24 protein-coding genes are annotated in these 26,917 nt (G+C 72.8%); 14 read left to right on the top strand and 10 right to left on the bottom strand.

All coding sequences use genetic code 11. The features are described from left to right. Positions 1 to 1,174: glycosyltransferase family 4 protein (locus E1212_RS21490; RefSeq protein WP_162605576.1), on the bottom strand; the 1,174-nt coding region annotated here is incomplete at its 3' end. A gap of 273 nt (positions 1,175 to 1,447) precedes the next feature. Here E1212_RS21490 and E1212_RS21485 point away from each other — a divergent pair. The 5 genes from E1212_RS21485 (at position 1,448) to E1212_RS21465 (ending at position 6,294) form a co-directional block, all read left to right on the top strand. After that, positions 1,448 to 2,230, top strand: coding sequence for an electron transfer flavoprotein subunit beta/FixA family protein (locus E1212_RS21485; protein WP_131986243.1), 783 nt, complete (start codon positions 1,448 to 1,450; stop codon positions 2,228 to 2,230). Positions 2,231 to 2,241: 11 nt separating this feature from the next. Continuing rightward, the gene (locus tag E1212_RS21480) at positions 2,242 to 3,192 is read left to right on the top strand and encodes an electron transfer flavoprotein subunit alpha/FixB family protein (RefSeq protein WP_131986241.1); all 951 of its coding nucleotides are present in this window, start codon (positions 2,242 to 2,244) and stop codon (positions 3,190 to 3,192) included. A 94-nt stretch (positions 3,193 to 3,286) separates the two neighbouring features. Then, positions 3,287 to 4,486: a cysteine desulfurase family protein gene (locus tag E1212_RS21475; protein ID WP_131986239.1), complete on the top strand. Its 1,200-nt coding sequence runs from the start codon at positions 3,287 to 3,289 to the stop codon at positions 4,484 to 4,486. A 2-nt stretch (positions 4,487 to 4,488) separates the two neighbouring features. Further along, the gene (gene mnmA, locus E1212_RS21470) at positions 4,489 to 5,592 is read left to right on the top strand and encodes a tRNA 2-thiouridine(34) synthase MnmA (protein WP_131986237.1); all 1,104 of its coding nucleotides are present in this window, start codon (positions 4,489 to 4,491) and stop codon (positions 5,590 to 5,592) included. Positions 5,593 to 5,652: 60 nt separating this feature from the next. Next, a complete protein-coding gene (locus E1212_RS21465; RefSeq protein WP_131986235.1) occupies positions 5,653 to 6,294 on the top strand; it encodes a three-helix bundle dimerization domain-containing protein in 642 nt (213 codons plus the stop codon). On the opposite strand, the gene E1212_RS21460 is transcribed toward E1212_RS21465, so the two are convergent. From E1212_RS21460 to E1212_RS21450, 3 genes are all read right to left on the bottom strand, one after another. After that, the gene (locus E1212_RS21460; RefSeq protein ID WP_131986233.1) at positions 6,284 to 7,180 is read right to left on the bottom strand and encodes an alpha/beta fold hydrolase; all 897 of its coding nucleotides are present in this window, start codon (positions 7,178 to 7,180) and stop codon (positions 6,284 to 6,286) included. The genes E1212_RS21465 and E1212_RS21460 overlap by 11 nt on opposite strands. A 23-nt stretch (positions 7,181 to 7,203) precedes the next feature. Next, positions 7,204 to 7,968 carry a TetR/AcrR family transcriptional regulator gene (locus tag E1212_RS21455; RefSeq protein WP_131986231.1) on the bottom strand — a complete coding sequence of 255 codons (765 nt, stop codon included), beginning with the start codon at positions 7,966 to 7,968 and terminating at the stop codon, positions 7,204 to 7,206. Positions 7,969 to 8,405: 437 nt separating this feature from the next. Beyond that, a complete protein-coding gene (locus tag E1212_RS21450; protein WP_131986229.1) occupies positions 8,406 to 9,128 on the bottom strand; it encodes a VIT1/CCC1 transporter family protein in 723 nt (240 codons plus the stop codon). Here E1212_RS21450 and E1212_RS21445 point away from each other — a divergent pair. From E1212_RS21445 to E1212_RS21435, 3 genes are all read left to right on the top strand, one after another. Further along, positions 9,087 to 10,010 carry an ANTAR domain-containing protein gene (locus E1212_RS21445; protein ID WP_203417069.1) on the top strand — a complete coding sequence of 308 codons (924 nt, stop codon included), beginning with the start codon at positions 9,087 to 9,089 and terminating at the stop codon, positions 10,008 to 10,010. The genes E1212_RS21450 and E1212_RS21445 overlap by 42 nt on opposite strands. A gap of 36 nt (positions 10,011 to 10,046) precedes the next feature. Further along, complete coding sequence (locus E1212_RS21440) at positions 10,047 to 10,775, top strand: GAF and ANTAR domain-containing protein (RefSeq protein WP_131986225.1); 729 nt, start codon at positions 10,047 to 10,049, stop codon at positions 10,773 to 10,775. Between the two features lie 330 nt (positions 10,776 to 11,105). After that, entirely contained in the window at positions 11,106 to 11,315 is a 210-nt protein-coding gene (locus E1212_RS21435) for a hypothetical protein (protein ID WP_131986223.1), read from the top strand. 521 nt (positions 11,316 to 11,836) lie between these two features. Here E1212_RS21435 and E1212_RS29600 read toward each other — a convergent pair. Continuing rightward, a complete protein-coding gene (locus E1212_RS29600) occupies positions 11,837 to 12,001 on the bottom strand; it encodes a hypothetical protein (protein ID WP_162605575.1) in 165 nt (54 codons plus the stop codon). Between the two features lie 406 nt (positions 12,002 to 12,407). Between E1212_RS29600 and E1212_RS21430 the strand changes: the two genes are divergently transcribed. Beyond that, on the top strand, positions 12,408 to 13,436 hold the full coding sequence (locus tag E1212_RS21430) for a methionine synthase (RefSeq protein WP_420814407.1): 1,029 nt from the start codon (positions 12,408 to 12,410) through the stop codon (positions 13,434 to 13,436). On the opposite strand, the gene E1212_RS21425 is transcribed toward E1212_RS21430, so the two are convergent. The 3 genes from E1212_RS21425 to E1212_RS21415 all read right to left on the bottom strand — a co-directional run bounded on the left by E1212_RS21425 (position 13,433) and on the right by E1212_RS21415 (position 15,243). Then, positions 13,433 to 13,612 carry a hypothetical protein gene (locus tag E1212_RS21425; protein ID WP_131986219.1) on the bottom strand — a complete coding sequence of 60 codons (180 nt, stop codon included), beginning with the start codon at positions 13,610 to 13,612 and terminating at the stop codon, positions 13,433 to 13,435. The two genes, E1212_RS21430 and E1212_RS21425, sit on opposite strands and share 4 nt — an antisense overlap. 85 nt (positions 13,613 to 13,697) lie before the next feature. Next, positions 13,698 to 14,246 (bottom strand): hypothetical protein, encoded by a 549-nt coding sequence (locus E1212_RS21420; protein ID WP_131986217.1) that lies wholly within the window; start codon positions 14,244 to 14,246, stop codon positions 13,698 to 13,700. Then, the gene (locus E1212_RS21415; RefSeq protein ID WP_131986215.1) at positions 14,224 to 15,243 is read right to left on the bottom strand and encodes a type IV toxin-antitoxin system AbiEi family antitoxin; all 1,020 of its coding nucleotides are present in this window, start codon (positions 15,241 to 15,243) and stop codon (positions 14,224 to 14,226) included. The genes E1212_RS21420 and E1212_RS21415 overlap by 23 nt, the downstream gene beginning before the upstream one ends. Positions 15,244 to 15,344: 101 nt before the next feature. Here E1212_RS21415 and ligA point away from each other — a divergent pair, with 101 nt between their 5' ends. The 5 genes from ligA to E1212_RS21390 all read left to right on the top strand — a co-directional run bounded on the left by ligA (position 15,345) and on the right by E1212_RS21390 (position 25,076). Then, on the top strand, positions 15,345 to 17,615 hold the full coding sequence (gene ligA, locus E1212_RS21410) for an NAD-dependent DNA ligase LigA (protein WP_203417067.1): 2,271 nt from the start codon (positions 15,345 to 15,347) through the stop codon (positions 17,613 to 17,615). A gap of 572 nt (positions 17,616 to 18,187) precedes the next feature. Next, positions 18,188 to 19,294, top strand: a complete 1,107-nt coding sequence (locus E1212_RS21405) for a DUF1611 domain-containing protein (RefSeq protein ID WP_131986211.1) — start codon at positions 18,188 to 18,190, stop codon at positions 19,292 to 19,294. A gap of 231 nt (positions 19,295 to 19,525) precedes the next feature. Further along, positions 19,526 to 22,060 (top strand): ThuA domain-containing protein, encoded by a 2,535-nt coding sequence (locus E1212_RS21400; protein ID WP_131986209.1) that lies wholly within the window; start codon positions 19,526 to 19,528, stop codon positions 22,058 to 22,060. Positions 22,061 to 22,307: 247 nt separating this feature from the next. After that, entirely contained in the window at positions 22,308 to 22,721 is a 414-nt protein-coding gene (locus E1212_RS21395; protein WP_131986207.1) for a hypothetical protein, read from the top strand. A 237-nt stretch (positions 22,722 to 22,958) separates the two neighbouring features. Continuing rightward, positions 22,959 to 25,076 carry a RecQ family ATP-dependent DNA helicase gene (locus tag E1212_RS21390; RefSeq protein ID WP_131986205.1) on the top strand — a complete coding sequence of 706 codons (2,118 nt, stop codon included), beginning with the start codon at positions 22,959 to 22,961 and terminating at the stop codon, positions 25,074 to 25,076. A gap of 321 nt (positions 25,077 to 25,397) precedes the next feature. Here E1212_RS21390 and E1212_RS21385 read toward each other — a convergent pair whose 3' ends face one another. Both E1212_RS21385 and E1212_RS21380 read right to left on the bottom strand, forming a co-directional pair. Then, complete coding sequence (locus tag E1212_RS21385) at positions 25,398 to 26,012, bottom strand: ACT domain-containing protein (protein ID WP_131986203.1); 615 nt, start codon at positions 26,010 to 26,012, stop codon at positions 25,398 to 25,400. A gap of 105 nt (positions 26,013 to 26,117) precedes the next feature. Next, on the bottom strand, positions 26,118 to 26,765 hold the full coding sequence (locus E1212_RS21380; protein ID WP_046768881.1) for a response regulator transcription factor: 648 nt from the start codon (positions 26,763 to 26,765) through the stop codon (positions 26,118 to 26,120). Positions 26,766 to 26,917 lie beyond the last annotated feature (152 nt).

Here is a 26,917-nt window from a genome sequence, read left to right as displayed (position 1 = left end):
GTGCGGGCCGCGGGCGGGGCGGACGGGGATCGGCGACGGCGGCCGCGTAGACCTTCTCGGTCTCGCGGGCGACGGCGGTCCAGACGTACTCCGAGGCGATGCGCTGGTGGGCGGCCCGGACCAGCCGCTGCGACAGGCCGGGCTCCTCGAGCACCCGCATGGCCGCCGTCGCGAGGTCGCTCGGGTCGCGCGGCGGGACCAGCAGGCCGGTGACGTCGTGCTCGATGACCTCGCGCAGGCCGCCGCTGTCGCCGGCGATGACCGGGGTGCCGGCCGCGCACGCCTCGAGCGCCACGATGCCGAACGGCTCGTACGACGACGGCACCAGGGCGACGTCGGCCGCGCCGAACAGCGCGGCGAGCTCGGGCTGGCCCATGCGCCCGGCGAACTGGACGACGTGGTCGATCTGGAGACGCTGGGCCAGCCGCCGCAGGTTGACCTCTTGCGACCCGGCGCCGGCCAGCACCAGCCGCGCGTCGTGGTGACGCTGGCGGATCAGCGAGAGCGCCTCGATGCAGACGTCGACGCCCTTCTCCCACTCGAGCCGGCCGCCGAACACCAGCAGCGGGGTCTTCGGCGGGATGCCGAACCGCTCGCGTGTCGCCCGCCGCGCTTCGGCCGTGGTGCGCCAGGCCGGATGGTCGACGGCGTTGCGGATGACGGTGAGCTCCTCGGGCGGCACGTCGAACGCGGCCGCCGCCTCAACCCGCATGGCCTCGGAGCAGACGATGGAGCGCGTCGCCTCGGCGACCAGCCAGGCCTCGATGTCGTGCCGGGCCCGCGACAGAGGCGTCGACAGCCAGCCGTCCCAGAGCCCCGCCTCGGTGGCGTGGACGGTGGCGACGAGCGGCGCGTCGATGGCCCGGGCGACGTTGATGCCGGCGTGCGCGTCGACCCAGTCGTGCGCGTGGACGACGTCGGGCATCCACTCGCGGGTCAGGCGATGGGCGGTTCGCATGAGGCTGGTGTTGAGCGCCAGCACCCACGGCACGAGGTCCTCACCGCGCTCCCCGGCCGGGGGATCGGGCGGCGCGCGGAACACGCGTACGCCCTTGTCGTCCTCTTCCTCGGGCATGCCCGGGGCGGACTGGGTGACGACGGCGACGTCGTGGCCGTCGGCGACGAGTCCCTCGGTGAGGCGCTGGACGTGACGGCCGAGACCTCCGTAGATCACTGGCGGGTACTCCCACGAAACGACAAGTATCCGCATCGCGCGATCATTTCACAGCGGACTCAAGATCGGGACCGAGTGAGGACGGCGAAAACGGGTAGACGGGGCCGTCCCGGACTGTGACGTGTTGCACGTCAACAGGGCTTGGGCCCGAGGTTACCTGTCGGTAACATCGGCACAGTCGAAGACGTGCTCACCTCAGCGTGGGCTAGCCTCGCGATGGACGCCGCGACGGCGTCGCGCAACCCACCCGGCCTAGGAGGTCGCAACCCGGCCATGAAGATCGTCACCCTGGTCAAGCACGTTCCGGACGCCACCGCGGACCGGACCTTCACCGCCGACAACACCACCGATCGTGCCGGTGTCGACGGCCTGCTGTCCGAGCTCGACGAGTATGCCGTCGAGGAAGCTCTCAAGGTCGGCGACGCCGGTACCGACGTCGAGATCATCGCACTGACGATGGGCCCCGGCGGTGCCGAGGCCGCGGTGAAGAAGGCGCTGCAGATGGGCGCCGACTCCGCCGTGCACGTCGTCGACGACTCGTTGCACGGGTCCGACGCGCTCGCCACCGCCCAGGTCCTGGCGGCCGCCGTCACGAAGATCGGCGATGTCGACCTGGTCCTGACTGGTATGGCCTCGACCGACGGCGGCATGAGCGTCGTCCCGGCCATGATCGCCGAGTACCTCGGGCTGGCGCACGTGGGATTCGTCGGCGAGCTGACGGTCTCGGACACTGCGGTCACGGCTCGCCGCGACGACGATGCGGCGTCGGAGACCATCGAGGCCGCCCTGCCGGCGGTCGTTTCGGTGACCGACCAGATCAACGAGCCCCGGTACCCGTCGTTCAAGGGGATCATGGCGGCGAAGAAGAAGCCGGTCGAGACGTGGACGCTGGCCGACCTCGGGGTCGACTCCGGCGCCGTCGGGCTGGACGCCGCGCTCTGCGTCGTCCGCGAGGTCACCAAGCGGCCGGAGCGCTCGGCCGGCTCGGTCGTCACCGACGAGGGCGACGGCGGCACGAAGCTGGCCGAGTTCCTCGCCGCGCAGAAGCTCATCTGAGGGGGATGACGATGGCAGAGATCCTGGTCCTGGTCGACCACGTCGACGGCGAGGTCAAGAAGACCGCGCTCGAGCTGCTGACGCTGGCGCGGCGCGCCGGTGAGCCGGCCGCCGTCTTCCTCGGCTCCGGCTACGACGCCGCCCGCGACACGCTGGGGCAGTACGGCGCCGCCAAGGCGTACGTCGTCGAGGCGCCCGAGCTCGAGCAGTACCTCGTCGTGCCCAAGGCCGAGGCGCTGGCGCAGATCGCGCAGTCGTCCGGCGCGGGCGGCGTGCTGCTGACCTCCACCCCCGAGGGCAAGGAGATCGCGGCCCGGCTGGCCGTCAAACTCGGCTCCGGCGTCGTCACCGACGCGGTCGACGTTGCCGCCGACCTCACCACCACGCAGTCCGTCTTCGCCGGCGGCTACACCGTGACGGCGCAGGTCACGAAGGGCACGCCGGTCATCACGGTGAAGCCCAACTCCGTCACGCCCGAGGCCACCGGCGGCACCGTCGGCGCCGAGGACAAGGTCGCGGTCGCGTTCTCCGACGCCGCCACGAAGGCCCGCATCGTCGAGCGCAAGCCGCGCGCCGCCACCGGCCGGCCCGAGCTGACCGAGGCGAGCATCGTCGTCTCCGGCGGACGGGGCACCGGCGGCGACTTCGGCCCGGTCGAGGCGCTGGCCGACGCCCTGGGCGCGGCCGTGGGCGCGTCGCGGGCCGCCGTCGACTCCGGCTGGTACCCGCACGCCTACCAGGTCGGGCAGACGGGCAAGACGGTGTCGCCGCAGCTCTACCTGGCCTGCGGCATCTCCGGCGCGATCCAGCACCGGGCCGGCATGCAGACGTCGAAGACCATCGTCGTGGTCAACAAGGACCCCGAGGCGCCCATCTTCGCGATGGCCGACTTCGGCGTCGTCGGCGACCTGCACACCGTCCTGCCGCAGGCGACGGCCGAGATCCAGAAGCGCAAGGGCTGAGCCCCCGCAACGGGCTGACCCATCGACGACGGCGGCCGCTCCCCGGGACGCGTGGGGGACCGGCCGTCGTCGCACGACGTAAACTGGACGGGAGATGTCTGACCGCCGCGTGTACCTCGACCATGCGGCGACGACCCCCGTCCTTCCCGCAGTGATCGACGTCGTCGCCGCGGCCATGGCGACCCTCGGCAACCCCTCGTCGCTGCACGCGTCCGGCCGCCGCGCCCGCAAGCTGGTCGAAGAGGCGCGCGAGTCCGTCGCCGCCGGCCTCGGCGCCCGCCCCAGCGAGGTCGTGTTCACCTCCGGCGGCACCGAGGCCGACAACCTCGCCGTCAAGGGCCTCTTCTGGGCCCGCCGCGCCGCCGACCCGCGCCGCGTCCGCATCCTCGCTTCCGCCGTCGAGCACCACGCCGTCCTCGACTCCGTCGACTGGCTGACCGCCGAGCAGGGCGCCAAGGTCGAGTGGCTGCCGGTCGACCACACCGGCCGGCTCGACGTCGACGCGCTGCGGCGGGTCGTCGGCGCCGACCCGGACTCCGTCGCGCTGATCACCGTCATGTGGGCGAACAACGAGGTCGGCACCGTGCAGCCCATCGGCGAGGTCGTCGCCGTCGCGCACGAGTTCGGCATCCCGGTGCACTCCGACGCCGTGCAGGCGGTCGGCGCGCTGCCGGTGCACTTCGGCGACTCCGGGCTCGACGCCATGACGGTGTCCGGGCACAAGGCCGGCGCCCCAGTCGGCGTCGGCGCCCTGCTGCTGCGGCGCGAGGCCGACGTCGTGCCGGTGCTGCACGGCGGCGGCCAGGAGCGCGACGTCCGCTCCGGCACGCTCGACGCGCCCGCGGTGGCCGGGCTCGCGGCCGCGCTGCGGGCGACGCTGGCCGATGTGCCGGGCCGAGCCGCCGTGCTGGCGGGGCTGCGCGACCGGCTGGTCTCCGGCGTGCGCGCCGCGGTGCCCGACGCGATCCTGAACGGCGACCCGGACCGCCGGCTGCCCGGCATCGCGCACGTCTCCTTCCCCGGCTGCGAGGGCGACTCCCTGCTGCTCCTGCTCGACGCCGCGGGCATCGACTGCTCCACGGGGAGCGCCTGCACGGCCGGCGTGCCGGAGCCGTCGCACGTGCTGCTCGCCATGGGCGCCCCGCGCGAGCGGGCCCGCGGCTCGCTGCGCTTCTCGCTCGGCCACTCGTCGACGGCCGACGACGTCGACGCGCTGGTGGCGGCCATCGGCCCGGCCGTCGAGCGGGCCCGGGCGGCCGGCATCGTCAACGTCTCGACCAGCAGGGAGAGCTGAGCATGCGCGTCCTCGCCGCGATGTCCGGCGGAGTCGACTCGGCGGTCGCGGCCGCACGGCTCGTCGAGGCCGGCCACGACGTCACCGGGGTGCACCTGGCGCTGTCGGCCAACCCGCAGTCGTTCCGCACCGGCGCGCGCGGCTGCTGCACCATCGAGGACTCCCGCGACGCCCGCCGCGCCGCCGACGTGCTCGGCATCCCGTTCTACGTGTGGGACCTCGCCGAGCGGTTCCGCGCCGACGTGGTCGACGACTTCGTCGCCGAGTACGCCGCCGGCCGGACGCCCAACCCGTGCCTGCGCTGCAACGAGAGGATCAAGTTCTCCGCCGTGCTCGACCGCGCGCTCGCGCTGGGCTTCGACGCCGTCGGCACCGGGCACTACGCGCGTGTGCTCGAGGGGCCGCACGGCCGCGAGCTGCACCGCGCCACGGACCCCGAGAAGGACCAGTCCTACGTGCTCGGCGTGCTCACGGCCGACCAGCTGGCGCACGCGATCTTCCCGCTGGGCGACACCGTCAAGTCCGAGGTGCGTGACGAGGCGGAGCGGCGCGGCCTGGCCGTCGCGCGCAAGCCCGACAGCCACGACATCTGCTTCATCGCGGACGGCGACACCGCCGGGTTCCTGCGGGGTCGCCTCGGTTCCGAGCCGGGCGAGGTCGTCGACGCGTCCGGCGCGGTGGTCGGCTCGCACGACGGGACCTACGGGTTCACCATCGGCCAGCGCAAGGGGCTGCGCATCGGCACGCCCGCCGCCGACGGCAAGCCGCGCTACGTCCTCGACATCTCGCCGGTCGACCGCCGGGTCACCGTCGGCCCGCGCGAGGCGCTCGCCGTCGACGCCCTCACCGCCGTGGCGCCGCGCTGGTGCGGTTCCGCGCCGGTGCCAAGCGAGGGCGAGGTGCGGTGCGAGGCGCAGTTCCGGGCGCACGGCGCACCGGTCGAGGCGGTCGCGACGGTGTCGGCCGACGGTTCCGTGGGGGTCGCGTTCGCGGCGCCGCAGGAGGGCGTCGCGCCAGGCCAGGCCATCGTGCTCTACGACGGCACCCGCGTCGTCGGCTCGGCCACCATCGACACCACGCGCTCGGCGGTGCGCACCTCCGCCTGAATCGGATCCCTCGTCACGGGGTATGCACCAGTCGTGTCCCACGAGGGAGGGAACATCAGCATGAGCACACCGACCACCGGTGTACCTGGAATCGACCGCGACCTCGCTCTGCGGCTGGCCGGCGAACGCCTCGGCAAGGAGTTCACCGGCATCGGCCGCGAGACCATCGACCAGTTCCTCGAGACCAGCTACGAGCACTTCGCCGCCGGTGCTCGCATCCCGACGTTCGTGCCGCTCATGGCCGAGCGGTTCTCGCGGCAGCGGCTGCGGGCGCTCGCCCGGGTCGAGCGCGAGCAGGACAAGCCCACCGTCCTGTTCCTCGACCCCGACAACGCCGGCCGCTCGCTGCTGGCGCTCGGCCTGTTCGAGGAGCTGTCCGGCGACGGCGCCCTCGGCTGGTCCGGCGGTGCGGAGCCGGCGCTCGACGTCGACGACGGTGTCACCGAGGCGATGCGCGAGCGCAGCATCGACCTCGGCGACGAGTTCCCGAAGCCGTGGACCGAGGAGATCATCCAGGCCGCCGACGTCGTGGTCATCATGGGCGGGGTCGCCGTGCCGGAGCTGCCCGGCCAGCGGTATGAGCACTGGGACGTGCCCGAGACCGCCGGCCGCGACCTCGACGGTGTCCGCGCCGTCCGGGACGGCATCGAGGAGAAGGTCCGCGACCTGCTGACCCGGCTGGGGGTGGGCGTCAGCGCGTGACGTAGTCGACGACCACGTCGATCACCGCGGGGTCGCGCAGGATGCGCTGGTGCCCCAGCCCCTCGGTGGTCGCCAGCTCGGCCTCCGGCCAGGTGGCCGCGAGCTCCGCGCCGTCGTCGTAGGGGACCTCCTTGTCGTTGCGGTCGTGCACGACGAGGGTGGGCGGCAGCTCGACCCGGCGGGCGAGTCCGATGACGTCGTAGTCGGCCAGCGGGCGGCCGGCCAGTCCCTCCATGCGGGTCAGCATGCGGGTGCGGGTCCGCTCGCCGAAGCCGACGGTGCGCTGGAACGCCGCCAGCCCTTCGCTGAGCCGCGTGCTCGGCGCGACCAGCGCCAGCTTTGCCGCGGGCAGCCCGTCGAGGACGGCGACCGCCGCGGCCGCGCCGCCGAGCGAGTGGGCGACGACGGCGGCCGGTTTGCCGTGCTTGCCGGCGGCCGCGGCCAGCGCCTCGGTGAACTCGACGCCGGTGGCCCTGCCGCGGCCGAGCCGGCCCGGGCCGGAGTCGCCGTGGCTCGGAGCGTCGACGGCGACCACCCGGCGGCCGGCGTCGACCAGCGGCTGGACGAACGCGCCGAGCTGCCCGCGCCAGCCGCCCCAGCCGTGCATCAGGTAGACCGGCGGGCCGAACCCCCAGCTCTCGACCGCGACGACCCGCCCGTCGGCAAGCGTGAGCGTGCTGCGCTCACCCGGCCGGGGCCGCTCGTCGCGACGGCGGCCGCCGGTGTTCGGCAGCGTGCACCACAGGGTCGTCGCCCAGCGCGCGCCGATGCCCGGCGCGACCCGCTCGAGGGCCCGGAACGCGACCCGGATCGCACGGAGCTTCGTTCCAGCACGAACGATCGTGCGATTCTGCGGCGAGGACGTGGTCGTGGTCGTGGTGGTCATGGCCGGTCCCTTCGGACGGGTGGTTACGCGGGTGAGGCGGCGGATGCGGGTGTGGGCGGAGCGGCGGCGGGCGGCGCGGCGGGTGCCGTCGTCGCGCCGGCGGGTGGCGCGGCGGGTGCCGTCGTCGCGCCGGCGGGTGGCGCGGCGGGTGCCGTCGTCGCGCCGGCGGGCGGAGCGGCGGGTGCCGCCGTCGCGCCCGCGGGGACGCGTGCGTCGGCGATGAGCCGCTCGAACGCGTGCCGGGCCCGAGCCTCGGCCTGCGCGTCCTCGAGCAGGCGGTGGGCGTGGTAGAAACCGAGCATGATGCCGTCGAGGTCGGCGGCGAACTGCATGGGGTCGGCGTCCTCGCGGAAGTGGCCCTCGGCGATGCCGGTGGCGAACATGCGCGCGCAGGAGTCGTAGAGGTCGAGGTGGTCGCGGACCAGCTGGTCGCGCACCGGGCCGTCCTGCTCGTCGAGCTCGGCGGAGGCCTTGACGAACAGGCACCCGCCCGGCATGCGGGTGCGGCCGCACACGACCCAGCGCTCGAACAGCTCGCGGACCCGGGGCTCGCCGCGCGGCGCCAGGACGGCGGGCCGGATGACGGCGTCGACGAACTCGGTCCGGGCCTCGCGCAGGACCTCCATCTGCAGCAGTTCCTTGGACCGGAAGTGCGCGAACAGGCCGCTCTTCGACATGTCGGTGGCGGCGGCGAGCGCGCCGATGGTGAGCCCGCCCAGGCCGACGCGATAGGCCGTCTCGACTCCCTTGCGGAGGATGGCCTGCCGGGTCTCGGCGCCCTTGGTCACGAGAGTGAAAATAGCACGACCGTTCGTGCCACTGTCAATACGATGCGACCGACGTCACTCGCCGCGACCGAGAACGGCTCGACGTCGACACCGCCGGCCGTCCTCACTGCTGCCGGGTGTCTTCAGTCGCGAAGGTCGTCTTCACTTCCGCGAACCGTCTTCTGACCGCCCGAGAACGCGCAGAAGCCGGTTCGCGGCAGTGAAGACGAGCCCCAGCAGTGAGGACGGGCCGCGGGAGTGAGGACGGGCCGCGGGAGTGAGGACGGGCGGCGGTGGTGAGGACGGGCCGTGGGAGTGAGGACGGGCCGCGGTGGTGAGGACGGGCGGCGGTGGTGAGGACGGGCCCCAGCAGTGAGGGCGGGCCCCAGCAGTGAAGACGGGCCCCAGCAGTGGAGACGGGCCCCAGCGGTGAACACGGGCGCGGCGGCAGAGCGTGGTCAGGACACGCTGACGCCGAGGGCGGAGCCGACGGCGTACGCGACCGCCATGGTGAGCAGGCCGACGACCACCGCCCGGGCGGCCGCACGCGAACGCCGCCCGCCACCCAGCCGTGCCCCCGCGTACCCCGTCAGGGCCAGTGCCAGCACGACCGTCGCCATAGTCACCGGCACGCGCGCCGTCGGCGGCGGCAGCACGATGGCCAGCAGCGGCAGCGCCGCGCCCAGCGCGAACGACACGAACGACGAGAACGCCGCCTGCCACGGGCTGGTGTGCTCGTCGGCGTCGATGCCGAGCTCAGCCTCGGCGTGCGCGGCCAGCGCGTCCTCGGCCGTCAGCTCCCGTGCGACCTGGGCCGCGAGCGCGGGCGAGAGGCCCTTCTGCTCGTAGATCTGCGCGAGCTCGGTCAGCTCCTCGCCCGGCAGGTGCTCCAGCTCCCACCGCTCCTGGGCCAGCGCCGCCTGCTCGGTGTCGCGCTGGGCGCTGACGGACGTGTACTCGCCGCCGGCCATCGAGAACGCGCCGGCGACCAGCCCGGCCAGTCCCGTGAGCAGCAGCCAGTCGCGGTCGGTGGTCGCGCCGGCGACGCCGACCACCAGGCCGGCGGTGGAGATGATGCCGTCGTTGGCGCCCAGCACCCCGGCGCGCAGCCAGTTGAGCCGACCGGCCAGCCGCCCGTGATGGTGCTGCTCGCCGTCGTGCGGCGCGGTCGCCTCGGCCATGCCGCCGAGCCTAGCGACGCGATCGATACAGCGTCGGTAGGCACTGGAATCCAGGGGGCCGGCCTGCCAGCATGGGCCGGTCACGGGGAGGAGAGACGGTGGAGTCGTACGGAAACGCGGTGCCGGTTGTCCGCTGAGCGACACGCGGATCGCGTCTGGGCGGCGATCTTCGAGCGAGCGCGGGCCGAGGGTGTGGAACCGTCGGTGCGCCATGTGCTGGAAGCCTGTGCGGCGGCCGTCGACGCGGCGGGGTGCGGGCTGTCCATGATGGGTGCGTCGGGCAGTCGCGAACCGGTCCTGGCGATCGGCGACCACTGTGACGAGCTCGAGGAGCTCCAGTTCACCCTCGGCCAGGGCCCCGGCATCGACGCCGCGTCGGGCGAGGGGCCGGTCCTCGTTCCCGATCTCGCCGGCCCCGAGGCCGTGCGCCGGTGGCCGGTGTTCGCGCCTGCCGCGATGCACCACGGCGTCCGCGCGCTGTTCGCGCTCCCGGTCGCCGCGGGGGCCGCCCGTATCGGCGTCCTCGACGTCTACCGCGCCGCTGCGGGGGACCTCGGGGCGAAACGTCTGACGACCGCGCTAGCCTACGCGGATGCCGTCCTCGTCCTGGTGCTCGACGAACGGGGCCACGTGGCCGGCGGCGCGCCGCGCGAGGGCAGGGACCTGCTGCCCGAGCGGCGGGCCGAGGTGCACCAAGCGGCCGGCATGGTCAGCGTCCAGCTCGGTGTGGGCATCGGCGAAGCCCTGGTCAGGCTGCGCGCGTACGCCTACGTCCACGACCGGCGGCTGGCCGACGTGGCAGCCGACGTCGTCGCGCGACGGCTGCGGTTCGTACCGGAGGTTTACGGCACGATTGACGGCACAGGGGCAGGGATCGACTGACCCGCCTCCGAACGAGCCGGAGACGGAGGACGAGGAATGAACATCACCGACCGGCGGGTCCGTGAGACGTTCGTGGAGCTGGCCGACACCCTGGTCGACGACTACGACGTCATCGGCCTGCTGGACCTGCTCGCGCACCGGGTGGTGGAGCTCCTCGACGTCACGGCCTGCGGCGTGGTGCTGGTCGACCACCACGGCACGCTCAACCTCGTCGCCGCCTCCACCGAGGAGGCCCGCATCCTCGAGCTGTCGCAGCTGCAGAACGACGAGGGTCCGTGCCTCGACTCCTACCGCACCGGGGCGCCGGTGTCCGAGGAGGATCTCGCGGCCGACGGCGACGCCCGCTGGCCGCGGTTCGCGCCCGCCGCGCGCGAGGCCGGCTTCACCTCGGTGCACGCCCTGCCCATGCGGCTGCGCGAGGTGGTCATCGGGGCGATGAACCTCTTCGGCACTGCCACCGGCCGCCTCGACGGCGAGTCGCTGGCGCTCGGCCAGGCCATGGCCGACGTCGCCACCATCGGGATCCTGCACGAGCGCGCCGTCCGGCAGTACGAGTCCGTCGCCGGGCAGCTCCAGTCCGCCCTCGACAGCCGCATCATCATCGAGCAGGCCAAGGGCGTGCTCGCCGAGCGGCTGGCCATCAGCGTCGACGACGCGTTCACCGTCCTGCGCGCCCACGCGCGCTCGACGAACACCAAGCTGCGCGACGTCGCCGAGGACGTGGTCGGGGGGAGCATCACCGAGCTGGGCCCGGCCGAGCGCTGACCCGCCGCGTAGCGGCGGGCCGAGCGCTGACCCGCCGCATAGCGGCCCCTTGACCCCCGGTCCACCTGCGGCGTAGCGTCCCGAGCAGTGCTGATCGTGGTGCCGGCGAGTGAGGCGCCGCCGCCCCGGCCGCACTGACGAACGTCGCCCTGGACCTCGGCGGCAGCACCGGTCGCGGTTCCGGCCGCGGCCGGGCTGAAGAGGCGGCCGGCCCATTCCGGCCGCTCGCCGCCGGGCACAAGCCGGGTCGCACCCGGCCGATAGGGGGCGTGCCCGGCGGCGAGCGTGCCGGTCGGGTGGGGCTCGGCTTGCCGGAGACGGGGGTGGACGGTGGACCCTGCTGTCGGTCGAACGGACGATGGGCTGCTGCAACGCATCCATGCCGCCGGGCTGGACCTCGGCGTGCTGCTCGCCGAGGTGGACGACCAGTCGCGGGCGATCTCGCTGCGCATCGCGCTCGGCGCTCTCGACGCCATGGCCGACGACTTGCAGCGCGGCGCACTGGCGCGGCAGTCGTCGGTCGGCGTGATCTCGGACTGATGCCGCGACCCCTCGTCGGCTCAGCCGAGTCCGGAGCGCAGGAACGCGTCGGTCACCCGGCGCTGGGCCAGCGCGTACGCGACGACCAGCGGCGCCGCCACCAGCGAAGCGGCGGCCATCAGGGGACCCCACCTGCACCGTCGCCCGTGACGTCCCGCTGGTCGCCAGCAGGGGGCCACAGGTACTCGTTCCAGGTCTGGGTGAACACGACGATGCCGACGGCGGCCAGCACGGCCGCAGGTTCGGGACGACGATGCGCAGCAGGATCAGCCGATCGGAGGCGCCGGCCAGCTTCGCCGGCTCGATCAGCTCGGCCGGGAACGCCGCGAGCTGCTGGCGCAGCAGGAACACCGCCAGCGCGGACGACGCCAGCTGCGGCAGCACCAGTCCGGCGTAGGAGTCGAGCAGCCCGAGCCGCGACACGAGCAGGTAGTGCGGCACGACGAGCGCCTGCTGTGGCACCAGCGCGGTGCCGATGAGCAGCGCGAACGCCACTCCCTTGGCGCGGAAGCGGTACTGCGTCAGCCCGTACGCCGCCAGTGTGGCGACGGCCAGCTGCCCCATCGCCACGGCGGCGGACATGACGGCGGTGTGAGGACCAGCCGCACGAGGGGGAGGGCGTCCAGCGCGGAGCGGTAGTGCTCCAGTGTCGGCGGGGCGGCGAACGGGTTCAGGTCGTTGGTCACGTTCAGCGACGCTAGAGAGCGCGGGCGTGAACGATCTGTCCCGGCGGCGACCGCGGCCTGAACGATCGTCCCGCGTTCGGGCCCGATCGTCCGTCGGCCGTTCACGATGAGTTCGTGCCCTCCGTCTAGGGTGAGGGTCCCAAGTCGAGGGGCGCGCACAGCGGCGACGACTGGTGGCCGGAGGCCTCCACGGGTCGTCGGTCCGTCGCCGCGGACGGCCGCGGAAAGCGCCCTGCCGTGCACGGACCGAGCGTGAGAGATGTCGCGATGGATCCCAGGCTCAGCTGGCTGGCCTCGTTCGTCGCCGTCGCCGAGGAGCTCCACTTCGGCCGGGCGGCCGACCGGCTGCACCGCCGGACCGGCATCTGCGCCGCTTCATCGAGCTGCTGCGGGCGATCGCCTAGGGTTGGCGCTCGTGGACTTCTCGTGGGGGCCGGCGACGGCGACAGGTGTGGGTTCTCTGCCGCTGACGGATCGTGACGAGGCCGCGCGCATCGCCGTCGGCGAGCTGCCCGACTTCCCGCACCTGCCGGAGCTGCCGGCGCGCGGGGTCGGCGCGGACATGATCGGCCGGGCCGCGTCGCTCCTGGTCGACCTGCACGTCGACCTGCAGCCGGCCGGCTGGCGCCTGGTCGACCGGGCGGGGGCGGACGAACGGCGGGCGGCATCGTTCCTCGGGGCTGATGTCGATGCGCTGGAGATCGCGGCCTACGGCTACCAGGGGCCGCTGAAGGTGCAGGTGGCGGGGCCGCTCACGCTGGCGGCGTCGGTGGAACTGAACCGGGGCGGTGCTCTGGTGTCCGACGGCGGCGCGCGGCGGGATGTGGCGGCGTCGCTGGCCGAAGGGGTCGCGGACTTCGTGGCCGAGGTGGCCCGGCGGGTGCCGGGCGCGTCCGTCGTCCTCCAGCTCGACGAACCCTCGCTGCCCGCCGTCCTGGCCGGCTCGATCCCGACCGTGAGCGGGTTCGGGCGGGTGCGGGCGGTGGACACGCCGGAGGCGGTTGCGCTGTTGTCGTCGGTGGTGACGGCCGTGTCGGGGGCCGGGGTGCCGGTGGTGGTGCACTGCTGCGCGCCGTCGGTGCCGATCGGGGTCGTACGGTCCGCCGGAGCGGTGGCGGTCTCGCTGGACGTGGGGGTGTTGGGCGCCGCGGATCTGGAGCCGCTGGCCGAGGCGGTGGACGCTGGGCTGGCGCTCTGGCCCGGCATCGTCCCCTCCCTGCGCCCGTCGACGCCGCCGTCGGACCGCGAGCTCGCCCAGCGGATCGTCGGCCTGTGGCGGCGGCTCGACCAGAGCCCGGCGGACATGGCCGCCCGCACCGTCGTCACTCCTTCGTGCGGCCTGGCCGGTGCCGACCCCGACTGGGCGCGGCGCGCCTACATCCTCGCGCGCACGACGGGGCGCGCCTTCGCCGACCTCGTCACCGAGGCTTCTTAGATCGGCTGCTCGACTCCCTGGCGAAACGCCTCGATCAGCTTCGCGTTCGCGTCCCGGTCTCCGGACATGTCGTCAGCGAGCCCACTCGTATCGCTCGTGGTCGCCGCCAGGAGATCGCCGAACCGGCCCATCGCCGGCGGCGGCAGCATCCGGCGGACGTCGGAGCCGAGGAGCATCGCTCCGGCGAGCTCTACGTCGTAGCCGGCCCGTTCGAGTATCGGAGCGCCCTCGCCGGTGTACAGGCGGTCGAAGTTGCAGGGCTCACCGTACGATTTCAGTATCAGCTGGAGGTCGAAGCTGTCGTGCCGGGGATGCAGGAGATGGCGCTCCTCCCATGCGGTCAGCTTGAGGACCGCCTGTGCCGGCAGCGAAGCGACCCGGACCACGAGATCGGGGGGCGAGCCCGGTCTCATCGGCGGTCGTCAGCGCCTCCGCCAGGCCGAAGGCCGACATCACCCAATCGCCGGCCGGTGGCCAGGCGATGGTGCGGTCCGTGCGTTCGACGCCGCCGAACGGGACAAGGTCGACTTGCATCGCACCCACCGTGACGCGGTGTTCTGGCCCGCCGCTGGCGTGCGGGAACGTCGAGCGCAGTGCCTCGAACCCACGCCAGTCCTCGACCGCGACGGCGATGTCGAGGTCGGTTGTCATGCGGCGGATCGGCACGCCGTGCCCAGCGTGCAGGAGCATGTCTCGCGCCGCGGCACCCACGACGAGATCGTGCAGTCCCATCGTCTCGGCTTGGCGGTCGATGCGGCGGAGCGGCTCGACGAGGTGGGCAACCTCGTCACGCCCGGTCAGGTCGATCAAGGTAGTCCTTACGAATCCGTTCTGCGGCCTGTGCGCTGCGGGCATCGCCGGCGGCGATGAGATCGGCGTAGATCAAGGGAGCAGGCACGACATCGGAGTGCGGTGTGGGGAGCCGGCCCGTCCAGAACCGCCTGCGGATGTCGACGTTCCCGTTCGGATCGCGGCGCAGCCGCGCCGCCACGATCACGTCCTTGGGTAGCGAGTCGGCGTAGATCGTGGTGGCCTCCGGCCGCAACACGTTCGTGAGGACTGCTGCGGCCGTCTCGCCACCCCACGCGATCTCGTGGCGCGACGGCCGCACGTTCACCCACCATCGCGGGTCGTCGGCCCGGAACCGGTCGATGAGCAGTTTCGGGCGAAGAGTCTGGCCATAGGCATCCACCCAGGACGTCAGTAGCTCGTCCTGGCGTTGCAGAGACCGCTGCTCGTCCGGCCCGACGACGTAGCCGAGTCCGCGCAGCTCGCGGATGACCGGGGGGACCGCGCCGAGGGAGGCCCCCGTCGCGCCGGCGATCTCTCGGTATGGCGCTTGGACGAGCGTGGGTTCGGCCAACAGGCCGAGAAGCACCTGGAGACCGACCCGCCGGAACGCTCGGGTCGGTTGCTCCCGGGGCCGCACGACCCGTGGCGGCTGGCCCACTGCCCAGAGGTACACCCCATCGTGTCGCACGTACATGTTGCCGGCAGCGTCGAGGAACTGCACTTCGTGCTTGCGAAACTGCCGTGCTGCTTCTCGTGACACGTGCTCGGTCACGAGCACGGCGTCCCCCTCAGGACGGCGGGCCCGCAGTTCATTGCCGATGGTGAGCACGGCGGGCGTCCGAAACAGTTTGACGAGGGCGTGTAGCGTGACTGGCCGATGGTCCACTGACATCCTGATGACCGCATCGGTGCTCTGATCTGGAGGCTCGATCACGAGCTCTGGGCTGAGGCCCAGTTCGTCCAGCCGAGCGGCGACCTCGCTCAACACGCCCTGTTCGGGCAGTTCATCGGCCATGCGTTCATTCTAGGAGCGCGTTCAGGAAAAATGAACTCCGGCGGAAACTGAACGCATACCGTTGTCGAACGTCGTCGGTGGTGGGCGTTACCGTCTGTGCTGTGACCGAGCCAGCCGACATCAACGACGTCCCGACGGACGTTCGCGAACGCCACGCCACGCTCTCGCAGGAGATCGAGGACCACCGCCAGCGGTACTACTTCGCCACGCCCACCGTCAGCGACGCCGAGTTCGACCAGCTCATGCGCGAGCTCGAGGGCATCGAGGAGCAGTACACGTCGCTGCGCACACCCGACTCCCCGACGCAGAAGGTGGGGGCGCCGGTCGCCGACCCCGGCGCCGGGGTCGAGGCGTCCTGGCCCCCGGTCGAGCACCTCGAGCGCATGCTGAGCCTCGACAACGCGTTCTCCGCCGAGGACATCGCCGAGTGGGCGCAGCGGGTCGAACGCGAGGTCGGCACCGGCGCACGGTATCTGTGCGAGCCGAAGGTCGACGGGCTCGCGGTCGACCTCACCTACCGCGACGGCAAGCTGGCCACGCTCGCCACCCGCGGCGACGGCCGCACCGGCGAGGACATCACGTACAACGCCCAGTTCGTCGACGCCATCCCGGCCGAGCTGACCGGCACGAAGGACTACCCGGTCCCGTCGGTGGTCGAGATCCGCGGCGAGGCGGTCTTCCCCAGCGCCGAGTTCGAGGCGGTCAACGCCGAGCGCGCCGACCTCGGGCTGCCGCTGTTCGCCAACGCGCGCAACTCCGGCGCCGGCGTGCTCCGTCAGCGCATGGACCGCCGCCGCGAGAAGCTCGACGCCGCCAAGGCGAAGGCCGACGCCGCGGGGAACGAGGGCCGGTCGCAGGTCGCCTACGAGAAGGTGCTCGAGGAGTACGAGCGGGCCCGGCGCAACCTCAACCGCATGATCCTGGTCTGCCACGGCATCGGCCGGCGCGACGGCTTCGACATCCGGTTCCAGTCCGAGGCGTACGAGGCGCTGCGCGCGTGGGGGCTGCCGGCCAGCGACCGGCCGAAGGTCGTGCCCGACCTCGAGGCGGTCCAGGAGTACATCGACCACTACGGCCGGCACCGGCACGACGTCGAGTTCGAGATCGACGGCGTGGTGGTGAAGGTCGACCAGGTCGACCTGCAGCGTCAGCTCGGCTCCACGTCGCGGGCACCGCGCTGGGCCATCGCGTTCAAGTACCCGCCCGAAGAGGTGACGACCAAGCTCATCGACATCAGGGTCAACGTCGGGCGCACCGGCCGGGTCACGCCGTACGGCGTCATGGAGCCGGTGAGGGTGGCCGGCTCCACGGTCGAGAACGCCACCCTGCACAACGCGTCCGAGGTCAAGCGCAAGGGCGTGCTCATCGGCGACACCGTCGTGCTGCGCAAGGCCGGCGACGTCATCCCCGAGATCCTCGGCCCGGTGGCGGAGCTGCGCGACGGCTCCGAGCGCGAGTTCGTCATGCCCACCGAGTGCCCCGCCTGCGGCACCACGCTGGCCCCGGCCAAAGAGGGCGACGTCGACATCCGCTGCCCCAACAGCCGATCCTGCCCGTCGCAGCTGCGCGAGCGGCTGTTCTACCTCGCCGGGCGCAGCGGCTTCGACATCGAGGCCATGGGCTGGGAGGCCGGCATCGCGCTCGTCAACGCCGGCGTGGTGGTCGACGAGGGCGACGTGTTCGGGCTCGACGCCGACCGGCTGAAGCAGGTGCCGCTGTTCACCAACGCCGACGGTGAGCTGACGGTCAACGGCCGCCGCCTGCTCGACAACCTCGAGAAGGCCAAGCAGCAGCCGCTCTGGCGGGTCCTGGTCTCCCTCTCCATCCGGCACGTCGGCCCGACGGCGGCCCGCGCGCTCGCGGGGGCGCTGCGGTCCATGGACGCCATCGTCGACGCGAGCGAGGAGCAGCTGGCCGGCACCGACGGGGTCGGCCCCACCATCGCCGCCTCCGTGAAGGAGTGGTTCGCGGTCGACTGGCATCGTGAGATCGTGCGCAAGTGGCGCGACGCCGGCGTCCGCATGGTCGACGAGGTCGACGGCTCCATCCCCCGCACGCTCGAGGGGATCACCGTCGTCGTCACCGGGTCGCTGCAGGAGTTCTCCCGCGACGACGCGAAAGAGGCCATCCTGGCGCGCGGCGGCAAGGCGTCCGGCTCGGTGTCGAAGAAGACGTCGTTCGTGGTGGCCGGCGAGAACGCCGGGTCCAAGCACGACAAGGCCATCGAGCTGAAGGTGCCGGTGCTCGACGAGGCCGGCTTCCGGGTGCTCCTCGAGTCCGGTCCCGACGAGGCGGCGAAGGTCGCCCAGGTGGGCGCCGACGGCGACGGCGACGGCGACGGTGGCGACGGCGGCAGCGAGGCCGAGGGGTAAGGGGCGGAGACCGCGCGAAGGGTCCGGCAGATGCCAGACCCTTCGTGTCCACAGACGTTCGCCCGCCGCCCGTGGGCGCCGGGCGAACTGCTCCGTGGAACCGGAGACGGAGGACGCCTCACGCCCGGGCCGAGAACCGGCCTGCGACGGCGGCGTACGCCTGCAGCCGCACCTTGGCGAGGTACCGGCTGGAACGCAGCCGGCTGAGGAATCTCCGTCCGTGCTGACGACTCATGGGGGGTCCTCTCGCTACCTACGAGGTTCCGCGAGCCGCCACACGACCGCTCGGGAACCAGACGATGTGCCGGTGTCCCGAGCGGGACTCCAGTGTTCAGTTGTCCCTCCATGATCGTTCCGCCCGGAGAGCGCGTCAAGCGCCTCGCCGCTATGCGCGATATACCCGGTTTGGCCTGCTGTTTTACGTCGGCGAAAAATGTGACCTTCAGGGGGTGGCGCGCGAGGCATCCGCTCATGCATTCTTGCGTCGTCAAGGCAGGTCTCGCCGCAGAAACACCCGGTGGTCACACCATCGTCAGTGCCACCTCTGCGCCCGTTCCCGGAGTGAGGTTCCCATGACCTCTTTCGCTGAGCATGTGGCTCCAGCGGCGGAGCTGTTCCCCGGCGCAGCCTCCTGGCCGGGCCGGCTCGGAGCGGCGAAGACCTCGTACATCACCCGGCACGTCATCGATCTCGTCCCCGCGGGCGACGAGCTGCTGCTGGCGCCGGCGACCATCCCGTCGGCCGGCGACGTCATCCTCGCGCGGGTCGAGTCCATCGGCGCGCACGACTGGATCGAGCGGCCCGACGGCCGCAAGGCGCGGCTGTTCGCCGGCGACGAGATCGTCGTCGCCTACGGCGCCCGCTATGCCACGGACGCCTATGAGGCCGTCGTCCCCGACGACTTCGGGCCGTGCGATCTCGTGGCGGCCGGCGGCATGGCCGGTCGCGTGGTCGGCGCGTACACCGGCTTCGCCGCGCCCACCCGCATCGTGCCCATCGGCCAGCTGGCCGGGCGCGACGGCAGCGGGCTGACGGTCCGCGACGGCGCGCCCATCGTTCCGTCGCCGGTGCCGCCGCCCGTGCACCCGCCGGTCGTCGCCGTCGTCGGCACCTCGATGAACGCCGGCAAGACGACGTCGGCGGCGTCGCTGGTGCGGGGGATGACCCGAGCCGGCCGGCGGGTCGCCGCGGCCAAGGTCACCGGCACCGGGGCCGGCAACGACCGCTGGCACCTCATCGACGCCGGCGGCGCGCCGGTGCTCGACTTCACCGACGCCGGGTACCCGTCGACGCACCTGGTGTCGTCCGACGACCTGGTCGCGACGTATTTCGGGCTGCTGTCGGCGGTGTCGGCGGCCGAACCGGACATGGTGGTCATCGAGATCGCCGACGGCGTCGCGCACATCGAGACCGCCCGGCTGCTGGCAGAGCCCGCCGTCCGCGCCACGCTGAGCGGCGTGCTGTTCGCGGCCGGCGACGCGCTCGGTGCGCTGTCCGGGGTGAACCTGCTGCGGTCGTGGCACCTGCGGGTCACGGCCGTGACAGGCATGGTGACGGCGTCGCCGCTGGCCGCCCGCGAGGCGGCCGGGCTGGTCGACGTCCCGGTGGTGGCCACGAAGGACCTCATGGAGCCCACCATCGCCGCGGCACTCGTCACGCAGGATTCCGAGGCCGCTTGACGCACGGCCGCGCACAGGCCAAGGTTCAGGCAATCCATCGGGCCGGTCCGGCCGTACAACCGTGGGGCCTTGGCACCGGTATGGAGAGGAGGTCGGGGGGCTGACGGACGCCTCGAAAGCTGCGCCGGCACCGTAGGCGCAATCGTCACACAACTCCACACTGGGCCGAGATCCCGGGGCAGACGTCCCGGTCAGGAGCGCGTGTTCCAACCGATCACCAAGGAGACAACGGTGAAACACGTCACCTGGCGCCCGCGAGACGCGGGCACCCGCGCTCTCGCGATCCTGGCGGCCGGAGCCCTGGCGCTCCCGCTCGTCGCGGCGACCACCTCATCGGCGCAAGAGACAGCACCCGAGGTCCAGGCCCAGCAGGACGAGGACTACTCGATCCTCGTGGTGGGCCGGACCCTCGGCTTCCGGCACGGCAGCATCGTCCCGGGCACGACGGCGATCATCCAGCTCGGTGCCGAGAACGGCTTCGAGGTCGACGTCTGGGACCCGGCCCAGCCGACGCGCACCCTGCCCAGCACCCCGTTCACGACGGTCGAGAACCTGGCGCAGTACGACGCCATCGTGTTCCTGTCGCCCGTCGACGGCACCAACAACCCCGCCAACGCGCCGCTGCTGAACGACAGCGAGTTCGCGGCGTTCCAGGGCTACATCCGCAACGGCGGCGGCTTCGCCGGCATCCACGCCGCCACCGACACCATGCACAACCGGCCCTGGTACGGCCAGCTCGTCGGCGCGTACTTCCGCAACCATCCGGCGAACCAGGACGCGAAGCTCGTCGTCGCCGACGACGCGCACCCGTCGACCGCGCATCTGGCGACGGTCTGGAACCGCCACGACGAGTGGTACAACTTCACCGCCAACCCGCGGGGCAACGTGCACGTGCTGCTGACCATCGACGAGCGGTCGTACAACCCCGGCAGCGGCGCCATGGGCACCGACCACCCGATGGCGTGGTGTCACACCTTCGAGGGCGGGCGCTCCTGGTACACCGCGCTCGGCCACACCAACCAGTCCTACACCGAGCCGGCCTTCCTGCAGCACATCCTCGGCGGCATCGAGTGGGCGGCCGGCGCGGCCGGCGGCGACTGCGGCGGCACCGACTGGGAGCACTTCGAGAAGGTCGCCATCGACACCAACACCCGCTTCCCGAGCGAGCTCGACGTCGCCGGCGACGGCCGGGTGTTCTTCATCGAGATGGGCGAGCGCCGGCAGGCGACGACCCCCGCGAACCTCAAGGTGATCGACCCCGGAACGCAAACGACCACCGTCGTCGACACCCTCGACGTCTACACCGGCATCGCCACCGGCAACGCCCAGGAGGACGGGCTCCTCGGCCTCGCGCTGGACCCGTCGTTCGACACCAACAACTGGCTGTACCTGTTCCGGTCGGTGCCGGGGCCGGTGGCCTGCCCGACCAGCGACATCACGGGCGGGAGCTGCGGGGTCAACCGGCTGTCGCGGTTCACGCTCACCGGCGAGGGGCTGACCGAGGAGAAGGTCATGCTCGACGTCACCGTCCAGAGGGAGCAGTGCTGCCACGAGGCTGGCTCGCTGGAGTTCGACAAGGACGGCAACCTCTACATCTCGACCGGCGACGACACCAACCCGTTCGAGTCGCAGGGCTACGCCCCGATCGACGAGCGGCCGGGCCGGCAGCCGTTCGACGCGCAGAGATCGTCGGCCAACACCAACGACCTGCGCGGCAAGATCCTCAAGATCACCCCGACCGCCAACGGCGGCTACACCATCCCGGAGGGGAACCTCTTCCCGCCGCGGACGCTGGGCGCCAGGCCGGAGATCTACGCCATGGGCTTCCGCAACCCGTACCGCATCGAGGCCGACCCCGAGACCGGCCAGCTGTACGCGATCGACTACGGGCCGGACGCGGGCGGGCCCAACGCCGACCGCGGTCCCGAGGGCCGGGTCGAGTGGAACGTCATCACGCCGGGCAACTACGGCTGGCCGTACTGCCACGGCGGCGCCGCCTACCGCGACTGGGCCTTCCCGAGCGGGCCGGCCGCCGGGACGTTCGACTGCGCCAACCCGGTCAACGAGTCGCCGAACAACACCGGCATGACCGACCTGCCGCCGGTGGTCGACCCGGAGATCTTCTACGGCCGGCTGCCGTTCGCCAGCGGCGGCGCCAACCAGCCCGACATCGGCACCGGCGGCGCGCCCACGGTCGGGCCGGTGTACCGCTACGAGGCGGACGACGTGCCGGTGCTGTCCGGGAGCCGGAGGTGGCCGGAGTCGTACGACGGCCAGGCGTTCTTCGGCGAGTGGGGCCGGACGAACAACAACATGTACAACTTCATCCTCGACGACCAGCAGCAGGTCCACGAGATCAGCCCGCTGTTCCACGGCGTCTTCAACCCGTGGACCCGTCCGCACGAGATCGAGTTCGGGCCCGACGGCGCCCTCTACGTCATCCAGTGGGGGCACACGTTCGGCACGACCGGCATCTCGACGATCCAGCGGATCGACTACACCGGCGGGCCGACGTGCTCGGCGCGGGACGTGGGGGCGAGCACCGTCGTCATCGGCGGCGTGGACTCCGGCGTGCCCAACCGGGTGGCGGGGGCGAGCTGCTCGGTCAACCAGCTGATCGACGACGACCCGGCCTCCTGGGCGAGCAGTGGTGACTTCGTCCGCCACGTCGGTGAGGTGGCCGACTACTACGTCGAGCGCGGTGTGATCACCGCACGGCAGAAGGGCTCGATCGTCCGCGCCGCGACGCAGTCGGGCGTCGGCTGATCCTGCCGGGTTCGTGTCTGCGGACGGCCCGTCGCCCTCGCGTTGGGGGCGGCGGGCCGCTTCGCCGTTCTCGTGGTGGCCGGGCGAGGAGTCGAACCTCGCATGTGGGCGCGGGGGGATCCCTCGGACCGCCTCACCCTGGTGGGTAGTTGCCGTATGTCTACCGGCCTGGATGATCAACGGTGTGTCGCCGGTGTTCATTCCCGCGTGGTGGCGGTGGTTCGGGCCCGCCGCTAGCGTCGCACCCGTGAATCCGGTGAAGCGGCTGCTCCTGGGGTCGGGACGGATCTCCGACGCCCTACGGGGCGAGCTCGCCGCCGAAGGCATCGTGTTCGCCGAGGAGGGCCTGACCGGGTCGGTCCGGTACCGCGACTATCGCGACGCGCGGCAGCGGCTGCACAACGAGATCGAGGGGACGGCGGGCGCGATCCTGCTGACGCCGGGCCGGCTGGTCGTGTGGACCAGCCGCGGCCCGCACCGCGGCAAGCACATCGACGTGCCGCTGCGCGACGGGCGCCCGGTGGGGATCGAGGTGCGGGCCGAGCCCCGGCGGATCGTGTTCGGCTACGACCCGGGCGACTTCCACGCGGACCGCAGCGGGCGGGTCGAGGTGCACCTGAAGACGCCGTCGGCGGCGGACCTGGGTGCGCGCCTCGGTTGAGGCTCGCGCGGCGCGCCGGTCCGTCGTCCACAGGGGCGCCGAGTTCGCGAGGTTGTCCACAATCGCGGCGAGCGCGGTGGCGGGCTGTCGGATGGGGCGGCTAGCGTCCAGGTGGAGGGCCAGGCACCCCGGCGGCGACCGGGGGCCGAAGGCTCCCACGAGGTCGTCGGTCCGCGGAGTCCGGCGATTGACCGATAGTGCGGGTCATGCGTGGCCCGCCACGTGAGGTGTGATCGCATGGTGGATCTGAAGGACGAGGCGGAAGCACTGCTGCGGCGGCTGGTCGGCAACGACGCGGCCGAGTTCCGCGACGGCCAGTGGGACGCCGTGCGTGACCTGGTCGAGCACCGACGTCGCGTGCTGGTCGTGCAGCGCACCGGCTGGGGCAAGTCGGCGGTGTACTTCGTCGCGACGGGGTTGCAGCGGGCGCGCGGCGCGGGTCCGACGGTCATCGTGTCGCCGTTGCTGGCGCTCATGCGCGACCAGGTCGCCGCGGCGGCGCGGGCGGGCGTGCGCGCGGTCACCATCAACTCCGCCAACGCCGACGAGTGGGGCGACGTCGCCAAGCAGCTCGCCGACGACTCCGTCGACGTCCTGCTGGTCAGCCCCGAGCGACTGAACAACCCGCGATTCCGCGACGAGCAGCTGCCCACGCTCGCATCCAGCGCCGGGCTCATCGTGGTCGACGAGGCGCACTGCATCTCCGACTGGGGCCACGACTTCCGGCCCGACTACCGCCGCATCCGCGACCTGCTCGGCACCCTTCCGGCCGGCACCCCGGTGCTGGCGACGACGGCGACGGCGAACGCTCGCGTCGTGGCCGACGTCGCCGAGCAACTGGGCGCCGGGGGAGCCGAGGTCACCACCATCCGCGGCTCGCTGGCGCGCGAGAGCCTGCGGCTGGGCGTGCTGTCGCTCGACGACGCCGAGCACCGGCTCGCCTGGCTGTCCGCGCACCTCGGCGAGCTGCCCGGCAGCGGCATCGTCTACGCCCTCACGGTGTCGGCGGCCGAGGACACCGCGGCGCTGCTGCGCGAGGCCGGTCACCACGTCATCGCCTACACCGGCCGCACCGACCCCGCCGACCGCGTCGAGGCCGAGCGGGCGCTGCTGCACAACGAGGTCAAGGCGCTGGTGGCCACCAGCGCGCTGGGCATGGGCTTCGACAAGCCCGACCTCGGCTTCGTCGTGCACCTCGGCGCGCCGTCCTCGCCGGTGGCCTACTACCAGCAGGTGGGCCGGGCCGGGCGCGCCACCGAGCGGGCCGACGTCCTGCTGCTCCCGGCGGCCGAGGACCAGGCCATCTGGCAGTACTTCGCCACCGTCTCGATGCCGCGGCAGGAGCAGGCGACGGTGGTCATCCGCGCGCTGTCCGCCTCCGGCGACGCGATGTCGACGGCGGCGCTCGAGACCGTGGTCGACGTCCGCCGCACACGGCTCGAGCTGCTGCTCAAGGTGCTCGACGTCGACGGCGCCGTGCAGCGGGTCCGCGGCGGCTGGCAGGCCACCGGGCAGGAGTGGGCCTACGACGCCGAGCGGTACGAACGGGTCGCCGCCGCGCGCGACGCCGAGGCCCGGTCCATGCTCACCTACCAGCGCGGCGAGCAGTGCCGCATGGCGTTCCTGCAGGCCGCCCTCGACGATCCCAGCGCGACGCCGTGCGGGCGCTGCGACGTCTGCGCCGGCCCCTGGTTCACCGACGAGGTCCCGGCCGGCGCCCGGGCCGCCGCCCGCACCACCCTGGCCCGGGCCGGCGTGCTGCTCGAGCCGCGGGTGCAGTGGCCGTCCGGCATGGGCCGCCTGGGGGTCGACGTCAAGGGCAAGATCGGCCCGGACGAGAAGGTCGAGCCCGGCCGCGTGGTCGCCCGGCTCACCGACCTCGGCTGGGGCCAGCGGCTGCGCTCCCTCCTCGACGCCGACGACGCGCCGGCGCCGGAGCCCCTGCTGGCCGCCTGCATCGACGTGCTGCGCGAGTGGCGCTGGGACCGCCGGCCCGACGCCGTCATCAGCCTGCCGTCACGGCGGCACCCGCAACTGGTCGGCTCGGTCGGCCGCTACCTCGCCTCCGTGGGCCGGCTGGCCGACCTCGGCGAGCTCGAGGCGGTGGGTGGCGACGGCTCGCACGGCGCGACCGAGCCGGGTGGGAACAGCGCCTTCCGCCTGGCCTCGGTGTGGGGCGGCTGGCGGGTGGGCGCGGCTGCGCAAGAGGCCCTGGCCGCGCTCGGCCCCGACCCGGTCGTCCTCCTGGTCGACGACCTCGCCGACTCGCGCTGGACCTTGACGGTGGCCGGGCGCGAGGTTCGCCGCGCCGGGGCCGGGCAGGTGCTGCCGTTCGCCCTGGCCAGCGCGGCGTGATGTCAGGGTGGGTGGGGGGTCCTGCGTCCCCCAGCTGCCCAGTCTCTCGAACCCCGCGGGTGCCCTCGAGTCCGCGCGCTCTGTGCTTGCGTGCCGTCGCGGCTGGGCGCTTGGACGTGACCGCACCCGCTCCGGCCCACGAACGGGGACCTATCAGTGGGGCCGAGAGGAGTCTGGCGACGAGTGCGGGGTCGGCGTCCCGGGTGTGGCGCGCCGGTTTCCTTGATCATGTTCGGTGGCGGCGGGTCGGCGGCCGCGAGAGGACATGATCATGGCGGACGTGGGCCGAGGCGGGCTCCGGCCTCGGACCGACGCCGGGGGTCAGGCGACGTCGTCGGCGGGAGCGGCGCGGCGTATGGCCTGGGCGAGCGCCACGAGGTGGGCCAGCCGGGCCAGCTCGGAGTCGAGGATGCGCGGCCCGCCGTCGCGGCCGAAGACGATGGCCTGGCCGGTGTCGTCGACCGGGACACCCACGGCCACCACGTCCTGCCAGGGCTCGGGGGCGTCGGCGCCGATGGTGATGCGCGTGGGCTCGGTCAGTGGCAGCCAGGGCGCCTCGTAGCCGTCGTCCTCGGGGGCGCCGCCGCTGGCCCGCTGCACCTTCAGCGTCGATCCCGAGGCCGGCAGCAGCAGGCCCCACCCGGAGCGGAAGATGCCGGGAATGAGGTCGACCAGGATCTCTTCGGCGCGGTCGGGCTCGTCGGTCATGGCCTCGACGGCTTCGAGGTCGCGGTGCAGGCTGGCGCCGGGGGAGTAGTGCCCGATGAACTCGACCGTGACGTCGGCGACCGAGCGGCAGGCCGTCACCAGCGAGTCGGGCAGCCGCCCCCCGGGGAGGTCGACGAGGAAGTCGTCGACCACGAAACCGTCGCCGCGGTGCTCGACGACGTCGACCCCGACGATGTCGCCGCCTGCGGCGCCCACCGCGGACGCCACGGCACCGAGCGAACCGGGACGATCCGGTACGACCACGCGCATGAGAAACGACACCCGCACAGCGTGACACAGAACTGTCACGACCGTATTGCGCTCAGGCGTGCCTCAGTGTTCCGCGCGCAGCCACGCCAGCACCGCCAGCACCCGCCGGTGGTCGTCGTCGGACGGGGGGAGGTCGAGCTTGGTGAGGATCGACGAGATGTGCTTCTCGACCGCGCCCTGAGTGACCACCAGCAGCCGGGCGATCGCGACGTTCGTGCGGCCCTCGGCCATGAGCGCCAATACCTCGCGCTCGCGCGCCGTCAGCGTCTGCAGCGGGTCGCGGCGGCGCCGGGCGAACAGCTGCGCCACCACCTCGGGATCGAGGACCGTCCCGCCCGACGCGACCCGATCGAGCGCGTCGGACAGGTCGGCCAGTGCCGACACGCGGTCCTTCAGCAGGTAGCCCACGCCGCCCGCGCCGTCGGCGAGCAGGTCGCCCGCGTACGACTCCTCGACGTACTGCGACAGCACCAGCACGCCGGTCCCGGGCACCGCCGACCGCGCCGCCAGCGCCGCCCGCAGGCCCTCGTCGGTGAAGGTCGGCGGCATGCGGACGTCGACGATCGCGACGTCGGGGCGGTGCTCCTGCACCGACCGCACCAGCGTGTCGCCGTCGCCGACGGCGTCGACCACGTCGGCGCCGGCCTCGCCCAGCAGACGGACGAGGCCTTCTCGGAGCAGCAGGGAATCCTCGGCAAGTACGACACGCACCCGCACAGCATGCCAGGTGGGTGATGCGGAGGCTCGACGGCGACGGCGGGCGCGTGCGTTCTGTGCGTGCCTGCCGGAGGAATCGAGGTGGATTGTGCTTCCGCATCACCCGCATTCACAGACAGCCTGTGGGTGATGCAAAGGTCGACGAC

This window comes from Jiangella ureilytica, from assembly GCF_004348545.1.
In the GTDB taxonomy this organism is placed as follows: Bacteria; Actinomycetota; Actinomycetes; order Jiangellales; family Jiangellaceae; genus Jiangella; species Jiangella ureilytica.
Note: the sequence above shows the minus strand (reverse complement) of the source record. Positions and strands in the feature narration are given on the sequence as shown.